This window comes from Planifilum fulgidum (genome assembly GCF_900113175.1).
GTDB classification, from domain to species: Bacteria; Bacillota; Bacilli; order Thermoactinomycetales; family DSM-44946; genus Planifilum; species Planifilum fulgidum.
Map to the genome: position 1 here is coordinate 1 of NZ_FOOK01000035.1, position 12,020 is coordinate 12,020.

Genomic DNA, 12,020 nt, shown 5'->3' on the forward strand with positions numbered 1-12,020 from the left:
CTAGGCAGAAGCCACTTTCCATATTCCCCATCATCGCCAACTGTCATTAACACCCAGTTTGAGCCTTGCTCTTCAATTGTTATCGGTATAGGCTGATCAGGCAAACTCATGCCTCCCACTCCATTTTTCAGAAAGGATCGAATGGCCTGAAGCATATAATCCCAATAGTCTTTTATAAAATCTCCAAATTTATCGGTTAGTATCGGTTGTCCATAGTAAGATAATTCAATATGGCCGTGTAATCTCTCAAAATCCAAATAAGGTTCCGCTTTTCTCAATGTATCCATATCATCCACCGGTATTTCCTCAGGAAATGATGGATTGTAAACGGGAAAATAAATGTACGTTTGCACGTGAATCACATGAATCTCTCCTCATCGAATCATTATTTTACTTTCGGATAAAATTGTCCCACTCTCCGATAACGCATTCCATTTGAAACAAACTCTTGCTGAAAACCGACAGTATATTTTTTCCCGTCTACGATGATATCTTTCTGACCCTTTTGATTACTGCCCATCTGAAAACCAGCCCAGTAAGGTGTCTCATTATCCAATCTGGATATTTCATTCTTTTCCTGTTGGAGGATCTTTATAAGAACTTGTTCAATATCCTTTTCAGTCATATTTTTGGGAAACAAAGTGGTTTCTTTCACTGATTTTACTTTTCCTTGTTTATATCTGTATCGAGAGTTAGGATCAAAATATTTCGGGTGGTGACCCTCGAGGATGTGCTTCATAGATTGTTTATCTATGATTACAATCAAGTCTTTTTCCAGCTGAATCTTCTTGGGTTTATAATTCTTTATATAATTATCCAGTTCATGAGGAACACCACTTCTAATCCTTCCGTCCCTCATCAATTGCTCCAGAACTTGTTCAGGGATTTTTACCGGGGAATTCGGCAATGCCAAATCCGTTCCCTTTACCCTTTTCAGTCGTTTCCCCAAAACGGTTTCAAAGTAGAATTCATAGGCTTCATCGGTGTTTTGTGCCGGGGGCTTGATATTTTTCAGAAAGCCGTTTCGGGAATTGCACCCACAGGCAACCTGTTTCCCTCGGCTAAACAGATCCTCCAGTTTCCTCTTCGCCGTTTGTATGCCTTCGCCGAGGCGAGTTTTCGCCAATTTGTCATCCAATTTGCCGGCAAAGGCGAGGGCTTCATCGGCATACTTTCCGAGTTTGACCCATTTGGCCGCGGGAACCAGGGAAACACAACTGAGGCCGCGCTCCCATCCGGCCAATCGGTTGCCGTCGGTGTCTTTCCCGGTGAAACACCCGGACAAATCATCCAGTATGAGAAAATCCAGCGTCTCTTTTCCGACATAAGCGGCATCCTTCAGGATTTGTCCGGAGGCCACATAGTCTTTCGTTTTGTTCCACAAGCCGGAAAGCCAGCCTTCTTCTCCGGACTCCGCTTGGGATGAAGAGGCGGAAGAATTACCGCCGGATGTTGGATTCCCCGACGCGCTCCCGGAGCTGGAAGGAGAGGTGCCGCTTGCTGCCGGGGGCACACCCGGAGTTGCGCCGAATCCGTTGGAACCGCCCAACTCCGGAGGGATGGCGGCGTCAGGAGAACCGCCTGCCCCCGGATTCCCGCCGATGGAATCGCCAATCTCCGATGTGTTCCTTGAGGAAATCTCCCTCGGGCAGTTGACCCTGGATGATTTCCCGGACCCTTTTCTCCATCTGGATCAGGCCTTCTTCAATCCCCAGGGGTGGCACTATCCTTTAATCTGATTACTGTTAGATAATAGATATAGATAAGATTCAATCTCAAGCAATCCATGAAAAATGAAAAGTCGCCGACTTCCAGGGATTTTGCGCTATCGGAGGTCGACGACAGCAGATTTGTCTTAATAGACGACGAAAATAATCAGAACAAAATCGGTTCCAATTGACGGGTGCGAACACATATTAAATCTTTATCAGCAAGTCATTCACCAATATATTGTTTTTTAAAATCCAAAGTCTCCTCATACAATGCCTTTAAATTACGTTGTTGAACAATAGCATCACTAAAGGCATCGCACAACTCCTTAAAAAACTGAACAGCCCCATTTATCAAAGTTTTGATCAACTCCTCTCTGGGCAACAGCCACTTCCCATATTCTCCACCTTCACCAACTGTCATTAACACCCAATTCGGTCCTTTCTCTTCAAAATCTATTGGTATCGGTTGATCAGGCAAAAACATTCCTCCGCATCCTTCATTCATTAAGTCTTCAATGGCATTAAGCAAATAACTCCAGTACTCTATAATAAAATCCCCAAATTTTTCGGTCAGTATTGGTTGCCCATAGTAAGACAGTTCAATGTGACCTTGTAATCTCTTAAAATCCAGATAGGGTTCCGCTTTTCTCAATGTGTCCGTATCATTAATCGGTATTTCCGCAGGAAATGACGGATTCTTAATGCGGATAACGGGAAAGTAAATGTACGTTTGCACTTGAAACATCAAAATCTCTCCTTACCGGATCATTTATCGGGTAAATCGACTATCGGATAAAATTGCCCAACTCTTCGATAACGCATTCCATTTGAAATAACCTCTTCCTGAAACCCAATGACATATTTTATCCCATCGACAATGATGTCTTTGCCTTTACCTTTAACTTTTTTACCCAACTGAAATCCACGTGTACTAGGCCACTTGGATATTACATCTCTTTCCTGTTGAACAATCTTTATTAGAAGTTGTTCAACATCCTTTTCAGTCATATTTTTGGGAAACAGAGTATTCTTTTCCTTTACATTCCCATTGTGTTTGATTCGAGCTTTCGGATTAAAGTGTTTCGGATGATGACCCTCAAGGATGTACTTCATGGCATCTTTATCAATAGTTACAATCAGGTCTTTATCCAATTGAATTTTTTGTGGTTTATAATTTTTTATATAATTGTCTAATTTTCGGGGAATTCCCCTTTTGACCCTCCCGTCCTTTATCCATTGACCCAGAACTTCTCCAGGGATGTTCACCGGAGAATTTGGTGAAGCCAAATCAGTTGCTTTTACGCGTCTTAGTCGTTTCCCCAGAATGGTTTCAAAGTAGGCTTCATAAGCTTCATCGGTATTTTGTGACGGGTGCCTAACATTTTCCAGAAAATGATTTCGAGAATTGCACCCACAGGCAACCTGTTTCCCCCGGCCGAACAGATCCTCCAGCTTCCTCTTCGCCGTTCGCATGCCCTCGCCCAAGCGAGTGCTTGCCAGTTTGTCATCCAGCTTGCTGGCAAAGGCGAAGACCTCGTCGGCATATTTCCCGAATTTGGCCCATTTGGCCGCGGGAACCAGGGAAACACAACTAAGACCGCGCTCCCAGCCGGCCAGTTGGTTGCCGTCGGTGTCTTTCCCGGTGAAACACCCGGATACATCATCCAAAATGAGAAAATCCAGTGTCTCTTTCCCGATATGGGCGGCATCCTTCAGGATTTGTCCGGAGGCCATATAGTCTTTCGTTTTGTTCCACAACCCGGATAGCCAGCCTTCTTCTCCGGACTCCGCTTGGGATGAAGATGCGGAAGAATTACTGCCGGATGTTGGATTTCCCGACCCGCTCCCGGAGCTGGAAGAAGAGGTACCGCTTGCTGCCGGGGGCACACCCGGAGTTGCGCCGAATCCGTTGGAACCGCCCAACTCCGGAGGAATACCGACATCAGGAGAACCGTCTGTCTCCGGATTCCCACTGATGGAATCGCCAACCCAGAAGTGTTCCCGGGAGGAACATTTCCCTCGGGCAGTTGGCCCTGGATGATTTCCCGGACCTTTTCCTCCATGGCCGACTGGATCAGGCCTTTTCCATCCGATATGGTCATGTACAAAAGACCGGTGAAGAGCGCCCCCACGGCGATGATGATTACATATTCCATCGTCGGGGAGCCCCTGCGGGCCCAGCCGCGGCTTCGGCGCAGACGTTTCCAAGCTTTAAAAAACCACTTCATGGAAAACTCCGCTCCCGTTAAATCGGCATGAGAACAATGTTAAATCCGTATTTGAACACAGCCCAGACCAATCCCGGTCAGAACCAGCAACCATCCCTTCCAAAGGGGAAACTCATGGGCTTCGGACACGGCACCGGCAAGGATCACAATCGCCCAGACGGTCAAGATTGCATCCAGCAGCAGGAAAAAGAAATACGCCACCAGGAGAAAGAAACTGGAATCGATCCGGAAAGTCAGTTCCATCCAAGCTTCCTCCCGGAAAACGGCCAACTGCATCAGCCAGAGAATCAGTTTGGCCACACCCGGCAGCATGGCCGCCGCCGTCGCCGTCTGCACATCCCGCCAGCGACCCTTGCCGCCAACAAACCGTTCCAGTCCGTAAAACACAGCGCTGTATATCATACAGAACAAAGGCCCCGCTCCGACGCTGAACAGAAAAACGGCGCCCACCGCCGGTCAGGTTATGGACGGAGTTTCTGAAGGAAGCGATTTTTCGTCGCCTCTCCGTTGTATATGGTGTTGAAAAATTACTTTCTTTTTTTAGACTTCTTGCTGAGATGTTCTGGTTGGGGTGGTGAAAAAATTGGGGGGGAGGTGGCCATCACCATGATAAAAAAGATGAATGTATCCTGCTGAATCAAATATTTATGAAAAGTATTTGCCTGCCATAAACATCTGAGCAACTAACCGCCAGGTAGGTTGTTCAGGAAGAGGAATATTATTGTTCTTGCACCATCCTTCCAAGTTTGCTAACCATCCCGATACCCCATCCAAAAAATAATCCAGCTTATCATTCCCTCTCCACTCTGCACGGTTTTTTCTCACGTCTTCCATAAGTGCTTCCAGAAATTCTATTAGTTCTTCCCTCGTTTCAACTTTATCAACCATTTCATCGATATCCATTGATACATCACCCCTAAAACTAAAATTTATCTACATTATTTATCAGTTTTCCCCTTGTGGCTATTTATTTTTGCCTCTCCCTTTCCAACTCCCATCATTCTTAACCGTGTTATTTTTACCCTTTCTCACCTTTACTGACTTCCCATCATTCTTAGTCGTCCATTTCCATTTTAGTTCTCTTTTTACGGTATTTGGATCCGCCTTTACCCACCTAATTTTAACCCCAGCCTGCTGGAAAACATACAATCTCCTATTGTCCAATGTATAGATTTTACCATTTCTCTCAAAAACCCGAATAGGAGGAATGTCATCAGGTTTTACCTTGCTAGATTTCAGGTCTTCTATCAGCTTGTATATTGATCTTCCGTCCCTGAATCTAGGAGAAATTTCGTCATGAGTAAACCGGACCTGCTTAGGATCTATATAACCACGATTGCCAATCAGTTTTGGAGTATGGAATTTGCCAACATTATCATCACAACCACACGCGACCTCTTTCCCTCTTCTGAATAGATCCTCCACTTTATCCTTCGCCGTTTGCATGCCTTCACCCAAACGGGTGCTTGCCAATTTGTCGTCCAACTTGCCGGCAAAGGTGAGGGCTTCATCGGCATACTTTCCGAGTTTGACCCATTTGGCCGCGGGAACCAGGGAAACACAGCTGAGGCCGCGCTCCCATCCGGCCAATTGGTTGCCGTCGGTGTCTTTCCCGGTAAAACACCCGGATACATCATCCAATATGAGAAAATCCAGCGTCTCTTTCCCGATATGGGCGGCATCCTTCAGGATTTGTCCGGAGGTCACATAGTTTTTCGCTTTGTTCCACCAGCTAGAAAACCCGCCCTTTTCCTCGGACTCCGATGGGGATGAAGATGCGGAGGCATTTCCATCTGCACTCCCTGATCCGCCCCCGGTGGTGGAAGGGGATGTTCCGTCTGCTTTCGGGTTCCCATCCGCCGGAGTCGTGCCGGATCCAGCGGAGGGCCCTTCCAGCTCCGGCGGAATGCCGGCATCAGGAGAAGCGCCGATCTCCGGATTTCCACCGATTTCTCCGGGATCGCCAATCTCCGGTGCATTACCGATGCCGGAAGAGCCGCTGATTCCCGAATTGTTTCCGGATGGAACCTCTCCCTCGGGCAGCTGGCCTTGGATGATTTCCTGAACCCTTTTCTCCATGGCCGATTGGATCAGGCCTTCTCCATCCGACATGGCCAGGTACAGCAAACCGGCGAAGAGCACCCCCACGGCGATGAGGATGATATACTCCATCGTCGCGGAGCCCTTGCGGACCCATGTTCCAACACTTTGATACCGACGTTTCTCTTCCCCAAAAAATCTTTTCTTCATCGAAAATCCCGCTCCTGTTTATATCGGCATGAGGACGATATTCAATCCGTATTTGAACAGAACCCAGATAAGCGGAATCCCGATCAGCACCAGCAAGAAGCCCTTCCAAAGGGAGAATTCATGGGCCTCGGACAACGCACCGGCGACAACCACGATGGTCCAGACGATCAAGACCGCATCGAGAAGGAGGAAAAAGAAATACGCCAGCAGGAGAAAAAAACTATAATCGATCCGGGGAGTCAGTTCCGACCAGGCTTCCTCCCGGAAAACGGCCAGCTGCATCAGCCAGAGAATCAGCTTGGCCACGCCCGGCACCATGGCTGCGGCCACGGCCAATTGCACCTCCTGCCAGCGTCCCGTACCGCGAAAAAGACGTCCGAGTCCGTAGAACAACGCGCTGTAGATCATCCAGAACAGAGGACCCACTCCGATGCCGATCAAAAGGGAAAAGAGCAGTAAATCCCGAAGAAGGAAAAAATCGGCCAGATTGCGAAAGGAAATCTGATCCATCGTAAAGCTGATCCCGTACACCAGCACGAGGGGAAGCAAATAGGGCCACGGCAACCCCGCATCCAGGACCCGGCGGACCGCTCTGCGCGGAGAAAGCCAGACAGCGCCCATCAGTTTGAGAGTCTCCTGCCAACCGGTCACTGCAAATCTCCCTTTTCAATCCAAGATTTGTTTATACAAAGAACATCAGCAAAAAACTGAGCACCACGGCGAAGACCGCACTGCTTAAAAGGATGAGGGCGAATGCCAACCAGGCGGAACACTCGTAAACTTCCGCCACACTTCTCGAGAGGGTCACCAGGTACCATCCGCCGATGACGAAATCCAACAGATAAAACAGGACAATCAACCCGAGCAACCAACCACTCGAATCCAACACCGGCGTCCAGGTGGTAAAGACCTCCGAACCGAACAAAACCAACTTGAGCAGCCAAAGCGGCATCAACGAGGCCAAGGGAACGAAGGAAAGACCGACCGCTTTGCGCATGTCGCTCCACCGGCCCGAAAGTCCCAGGATCTGCCCGGTCAGGGTGAAAAGCCCGCTGAACAAGTACCAGTAAAAAATCCCGACGAGAGGCCCGAATACCAGGGATAAAAGGATGATGTTTCCAAAAGCGATCTGGTCGCCCGCGTTTTGCGCATCGGCATTGTCCAAAAACAATTTGATCCCTGCGAGAATGGCCAAGATCCAGAGCCATTTTTCGGAACCGGCCTGCAAATACATCCGCACCGTTTCGCGGGGGCGCCTCCACATGGTCAACCATGGATTGGGCATCTCTTCATGATTTGAAGTCATAGTTATCTTTCAGCACTCCCTGTGCTTGTATTCTAGGAATTCAGAAGGTAAGATATTTATATGTTTCCAGCTATAAATTACCTTTGCTTTTATCCGAATTCAAGGGGATATCGTATGGGCATGCGAAAATTTCGGGGAACCTTTCTGCTCGGACTATGGGCTGCTGTGGTATTGATCGCGTTGATAGCTCTCCGAAATTACGACTGGTACCCCGCCGTGGGAACAAGCATGAGCCCCACGATTCAGCCCGGTGACATCCTGCTGGTGCAAAACGGCCATGAAGATTGGAAGCGGGGAGACCTGATCCTGTTCCAAGTGGACGGAGAGGAAACGATGTTCGTCAAGCGGATCGTCGGGCTGCCGGGGGACCGGGTGGAAGCAGTCCGGGGACGGCTCAGGGTCAACGGACAACCCTGGCGGGAGGGACCATTGGCCGACATCCCCCTCCCCGATTTTCCGGCACAACGGGTTCCGCCGGGGAGGCTGTTTGTGATGGGGGACAATCCGCCGAAAAGCGAAGACAGCCGGTCCTTTGGGCCCATTTCCGAGGAGGCGGTTCAAGGCAGGGTGAGGGCCATCCTCTATCCCCTTTCCAGAATGAAGGGGTTGTGACCCAGTCTAATCAGAAAGATCGATTCAAAGAACCCTATCCAGACCGCAATGAAAACCGCAACAATGAAATTGGGGGTGACGTCTGCGTCACCCCTTTTTGGGCATCACGGATTGTTAATTTCGTCCTTATTTCTTCGTGCCAGATCGATGTATACATCTAAGCTCATAACCTTGGGACACTATTCTTCAGGGTATCGTCCCCAGGAATTTTGAAGATCGATGATCTCTGGACTCCCCTTCCATATCAACACCATGTTTTACGGGCTTAGTAGAAACCCAAGAAGGTTTCCCCCTCATGATAAAACTCCACAACGTACCTTTCTTTCGGGCAAAAGATCCAAGTATCGGCGCTAACTGCCAAGACATCGTATATGACATTTATAACACATTTTATAGTTGTTTTAATAACCGGCAATGTGGGATCAGACCAAATAACATACACCTGCTCATCAATATCTACTCCATTTTTTTGTAATTCACCCAATATGTCCTCAACCATCTCGATTTCCTTTTTACGCAACATTTGGCTGAAATCAATTTTATAATGGACGAATGCATCATCAAACGGAATCCTTTTTTCAAAGGAACTTTCCACGTTCTTCGACTGTTCATGAGACAAAATCGTAACCTCACCTTCGTTAGTTAGAGCTTCGATACATTCTTCAAACAGAGTCATATATTCGTCTCCTCCCCTAGGGCTTCATTCTCTAGTTAACCCCAACATTTTTATGGGATCCTTGTTCCAGTCGAACGGAGAGGAGAAGCTGTTTATCAAGCAAATTGTTGGGTTGCCGGGGGACCGGGTCGAAGCAGTCCAAGGACGGCTCAGGGTCAACGGACAACCCTGGCGGAAGGACCGCTGGCCGGCATCTCCATCCCCGATTTCCCGACGCAACGGATTCCGCCGGGGATGCTGTTTGTGATAGGGGACAATCCGCCGGAAAGCGAAGACAGCCGATTCTTTGGCCCCTTTCCGAGGAAGAGGTTCAAGGCAGGGTGAGGGCTATCCTCTATCCCCTTTCCAGAATGAAAGGGTTGTGACCCGGCCTTATTTAGAAAGATCGATTCAAAAAACCCTATCCAGACCGCAGTGAAAACCGCAACAAGAAATTAGAGGTGACGTCCGGCGTCACCCCTTCGCTTGAGTTTTTCCTTGTCGATGGTCATTTCTTTGAACCCCTCATTAGGTCTTTAATCAAAGGAGGTTTTCCTTATAGGAACATCAAATTGATCCAAATACATACGCTTTAATAGAGTGCCTTCATTAACAACCTTTTCATACTCATCATGCATAAAGATATCACAGATATAAACAGTCTCCCCTTCAACAAAGAAAAAAATTCGTTCGTTTACGTCTCCTGGTTTTAAACAGTCCAAGTCAACGCGGTCGCTTTGAACTTCGTTATGAAGATGCGCTTTTCGATAAAGCGGATCCCGCATCTTTTCAAATAAGGGCGCAAACTTGTTCTCCCACGAGGGATTTTTTTTCAATTTCTTGCGGACTGGCTTGGAAAGTTTCACAAGTTGTCCCTCTTGATGGATATAGCGCAAATACAGGATTCGGGCAAATGCGGTCAGTGTGACGAGACCCTCTTCCCAGACCAACACATCGGCGAACTCTTTCCGAAGACGATATTTAGAGATACCGATCATCTCGGACAGCTCATCTTCCGCCACATAATCCTTAGATAGAACAGCGGCGGCGGGACCCAATTCCCGCAGTTTCTCCAAGTTAAAGGAGAGAGGAGCGGCGGGAAGCTCGATCAATGTATTAGATTGTTCATAAATGTATTTGACGGGAATTCCCTCTATCAAACCTAAAAGCGTCAGGTACGGAACGACTGCCTTGTAACCGCCCGTAGGGTTTAAAATCACTTTATAACTGCTTACCGGATACCGGTCAAGGACAGACATTACGGTATCAACCAGATGGTCGACCGCCACTTTTCGAAACAATTCCGCATCCTTGACCTGCAATCCCTTGACAACCCGGTACTCCGCTTCCGCTCCCCACAATCGCTTTCCGATTTCTGTCAACACCTTTCCGCACAAGACACCGTCCAACGTATCCGAAGTTAAAAACACCAGGATATCTCTTTTATTAACTTCTATGCGGGACAAGCTGTTCGTTTCTGCGCTGAATCGAATCGGATCAAAGTCGGAACTGCGGGAGATTGTAATTAATTCTTTACCAATGGTATCCAGCCGTGCCTGATGCTCCTCCCATTCGGAAACGGGCCGGCCAAAAAGGTCGGAAAATTTATCACTGCTAAGGTTGTTCCGAATAAGGGATACACCCACCGTGGAAATAATCACTTTCATGGCTTACACCTCCGCCAGCGCGCTGAAAAACTATTACACATCATTTCGTTTCCCGGGTTTTTTCCATCATATTCTTCTATTTTCGCCTGTTTGGATGCCTTTCCCCATTATCCAGCTTACTGGGATTAAGAAAGCCACTTGAAATTATCTACCGGTTTCTTTCGGTCTGCTTGTTTTAAAAATGAAGCCTCTTCTCCAAGAAACACGCCTGAGACTTGGAGATCCTGCGGTCTCCCTCCTCTCTCTTTGCGGCAATCGGAAACCCGTCACCGAGGAACACCCAGCCATGATCATCCTGAAACATTCGTATCCGCCGCTTTACATCCGAAACCTCGATTTCCCCCATCGATTCCTCCATTAGACAAAAACTCGTTGCAGCGACTGCCTCGAAACGGGGATCAGGCTGATAGGCCCTGAGAATTTCCGCCTTCCCGCTTTAACTTGCACAAGTCTTCCTGTGAAAATCTCGCCCGCACAGGAACTAGGCTGACGAAATCCGCATGCTATGCCCATATCGTGAAAGAGGCCCATCCTCATCCAATGAAAATCTAAAAAGCCTGCCGCCGCTCCGAACGGGAGCGAATGGCAGGCTTTTTCACCGCACTTATTGCAGGGCGGCCTCCACTTCCTTCACCATTTCGCTGAGGGAGATCAAGCCTCCGCCGGAAAGATACCAGTAGTTGGGATCCAGATACACGATGTTTTTGTCCTTGTAGGCCTTGGTGCCCTTCACCAGATCGTTGTTCAGCACCTGTTCGGCCGGCTGGCCTCCTTCACCGCTGACCACTTTGTCCCGGTCGACCACAAAAAGGTAGTCGGGATTTTTCTCGGCGATGTACTCAAAGGTGACGCTCATCCCGTGGGTGGAGACTTTGATGTTGTTGTCCACCGGCTTGACGCCCAGAACGTCGTGAATCAGCCCGAAGCGGGAACCCGGTCCGAAGGCGCTCGTTTTTCCACCGGTCGTGAGAATGATCAAGGCCTTTTTGTCGCTGGCCGAGGCCTTTTTCTTCACCTTCTCGATGGTCTCGTTGATGGCCTTCAGTTCCTTCTCCACTTCCGCTTCCTTGCCGAAGATTTTCCCCAGGGTCTCCATGTTTTCCGTGAAGGACTCCATGTAGCGGCTGGTATCCACACCCATGAAAATGGTCGGGGCGATTTTGGAGAATTCCTCGTACTGATCCGCCTGCCGCGCAGAAATGATGATCAGTTCCGGGCCGAGGGAGCTGACCTTTTCAAAGTCCGGCTCCTTCAGGCTGCCCACATTGGCATATTTGCTCTCCCCGTACTTTTTCAGGTAAGGGGGAATGTTGGCCTGGGGAACCCCGGCCACTTCCACACCCAGTTTATCCAGCGAGTCCAACACGCCGAAGTCGAAGACCACCACGTTTTTCGGATTTTTCTTCACCTTGGTCTCGCCCAGTTGATGTTTGACGACGATCTCCTCCGATTCCTGCGAGGCGGCCTCCTCCCCTTTGGACGTATCGGCGGAGGAACCGCAGGCGGCCAAGGACAGCACAAGGGCCAGCATCAACGAACCGAGCAACAGTTTTCGCAGACGAACCATTCCGCTCCTCCCCTTTCCTGTTT

15 protein-coding genes are annotated in these 12,020 nt (G+C 48.7%); 3 read left to right on the forward strand and 12 right to left on the reverse strand.

Annotation, left to right across the window (positions count from 1 at the left end; all coding sequences use genetic code 11):
- From BM063_RS14920 to BM063_RS14965, 9 genes are all read right to left on the reverse strand, one after another.
- The coding region (locus BM063_RS14920; RefSeq protein ID WP_143085386.1) for a hypothetical protein at positions 1–362 on the reverse strand (362 nt) is incomplete at its 3' end.
- 23 nt (positions 363–385) lie between these two features.
- Entirely contained in the window at positions 386–1,549 is a 1,164-nt protein-coding gene (locus BM063_RS14925) for a pre-toxin TG domain-containing protein (RefSeq protein ID WP_143085387.1), read from the reverse strand.
- A 386-nt stretch (positions 1,550–1,935) separates the two neighbouring features.
- Complete coding sequence (locus BM063_RS14930; RefSeq protein ID WP_092040806.1) at positions 1,936–2,457, reverse strand: hypothetical protein; 522 nt, start codon at positions 2,455–2,457, stop codon at positions 1,936–1,938.
- 20 nt (positions 2,458–2,477) lie between these two features.
- Positions 2,478–3,920 (reverse strand): pre-toxin TG domain-containing protein, encoded by a 1,443-nt coding sequence (locus BM063_RS14935; protein ID WP_177199202.1) that lies wholly within the window; start codon positions 3,918–3,920, stop codon positions 2,478–2,480.
- A 59-nt stretch (positions 3,921–3,979) separates the two neighbouring features.
- Positions 3,980–4,390: a YIP1 family protein gene (locus BM063_RS14945; RefSeq protein WP_281246709.1), complete on the reverse strand. Its 411-nt coding sequence runs from the start codon at positions 4,388–4,390 to the stop codon at positions 3,980–3,982.
- A 195-nt stretch (positions 4,391–4,585) separates the two neighbouring features.
- Complete coding sequence (locus BM063_RS14950) at positions 4,586–4,843, reverse strand: DUF7660 family protein (RefSeq protein WP_092040817.1); 258 nt, start codon at positions 4,841–4,843, stop codon at positions 4,586–4,588.
- Between the two features lie 60 nt (positions 4,844–4,903).
- The gene (locus tag BM063_RS14955; protein WP_092040820.1) at positions 4,904–6,190 is read right to left on the reverse strand and encodes a pre-toxin TG domain-containing protein; all 1,287 of its coding nucleotides are present in this window, start codon (positions 6,188–6,190) and stop codon (positions 4,904–4,906) included.
- Between the two features lie 18 nt (positions 6,191–6,208).
- Positions 6,209–6,841 carry a YIP1 family protein gene (locus tag BM063_RS14960; protein WP_092040822.1) on the reverse strand — a complete coding sequence of 211 codons (633 nt, stop codon included), beginning with the start codon at positions 6,839–6,841 and terminating at the stop codon, positions 6,209–6,211.
- Between the two features lie 31 nt (positions 6,842–6,872).
- Positions 6,873–7,496 carry a YIP1 family protein gene (locus BM063_RS14965; protein ID WP_143085389.1) on the reverse strand — a complete coding sequence of 208 codons (624 nt, stop codon included), beginning with the start codon at positions 7,494–7,496 and terminating at the stop codon, positions 6,873–6,875.
- Between the two features lie 114 nt (positions 7,497–7,610).
- Here BM063_RS14965 and lepB point away from each other — a divergent pair, with 114 nt between their 5' ends.
- Complete coding sequence (gene lepB, locus BM063_RS14970) at positions 7,611–8,108, forward strand: signal peptidase I (RefSeq protein WP_177199204.1); 498 nt, start codon at positions 7,611–7,613, stop codon at positions 8,106–8,108.
- 265 nt (positions 8,109–8,373) lie between these two features.
- On the opposite strand, the gene BM063_RS14975 is transcribed toward lepB, so the two are convergent.
- The gene (locus tag BM063_RS14975; protein ID WP_092040830.1) at positions 8,374–8,784 is read right to left on the reverse strand and encodes a CDI toxin immunity protein; all 411 of its coding nucleotides are present in this window, start codon (positions 8,782–8,784) and stop codon (positions 8,374–8,376) included.
- 52 nt (positions 8,785–8,836) lie between these two features.
- Here BM063_RS14975 and BM063_RS18375 point away from each other — a divergent pair, with 52 nt between their 5' ends.
- Together BM063_RS18375 and BM063_RS18380 are read left to right on the forward strand one after the other, a co-directional pair.
- Complete coding sequence (locus BM063_RS18375) at positions 8,837–9,031, forward strand: S26 family signal peptidase (protein WP_425439172.1); 195 nt, start codon at positions 8,837–8,839, stop codon at positions 9,029–9,031.
- Positions 8,983–9,108, forward strand: a complete 126-nt coding sequence (locus BM063_RS18380; protein ID WP_425439173.1) for a S26 family signal peptidase — start codon at positions 8,983–8,985, stop codon at positions 9,106–9,108. The genes BM063_RS18375 and BM063_RS18380 overlap by 49 nt, the downstream gene beginning before the upstream one ends.
- Positions 9,109–9,299: 191 nt before the next feature.
- On the opposite strand, the gene BM063_RS14985 is transcribed toward BM063_RS18380, so the two are convergent.
- Positions 9,300–10,430 carry a putative CRISPR-associated protein gene (locus tag BM063_RS14985; RefSeq protein WP_092040836.1) on the reverse strand — a complete coding sequence of 377 codons (1,131 nt, stop codon included), beginning with the start codon at positions 10,428–10,430 and terminating at the stop codon, positions 9,300–9,302.
- 604 nt (positions 10,431–11,034) lie between these two features.
- Complete coding sequence (locus BM063_RS14990; protein WP_425439174.1) at positions 11,035–11,988, reverse strand: siderophore ABC transporter substrate-binding protein; 954 nt, start codon at positions 11,986–11,988, stop codon at positions 11,035–11,037.
- Positions 11,989–12,020: the final 32 nt, after the last annotated feature.

Coding starts and splice junctions, on each gene's coding strand:
- BM063_RS14950 (WP_092040817.1), bottom strand. CDS start 4,843: ATGGATATCGATGAAATGGTTGATAAAGTTGAAACGAGGGAAGAACTA.
- BM063_RS14975 (WP_092040830.1), bottom strand. CDS start 8,784: ATGACTCTGTTTGAAGAATGTATCGAAGCTCTAACTAACGAAGGTGAG.
- lepB (WP_177199204.1), top strand. CDS start 7,611: ATGGGCATGCGAAAATTTCGGGGAACCTTTCTGCTCGGACTATGGGCT.
- BM063_RS14930 (WP_092040806.1), bottom strand. CDS start 2,457: ATGTTTCAAGTGCAAACGTACATTTACTTTCCCGTTATCCGCATTAAG.
- BM063_RS14985 (WP_092040836.1), bottom strand. CDS start 10,430: ATGAAAGTGATTATTTCCACGGTGGGTGTATCCCTTATTCGGAACAAC.
- BM063_RS14955 (WP_092040820.1), bottom strand. CDS start 6,190: ATGAAGAAAAGATTTTTTGGGGAAGAGAAACGTCGGTATCAAAGTGTT.
- BM063_RS18375 (WP_425439172.1), top strand. CDS start 8,837: ATGGGATCCTTGTTCCAGTCGAACGGAGAGGAGAAGCTGTTTATCAAG.
- BM063_RS14965 (WP_143085389.1), bottom strand. CDS start 7,496: ATGACTTCAAATCATGAAGAGATGCCCAATCCATGGTTGACCATGTGG.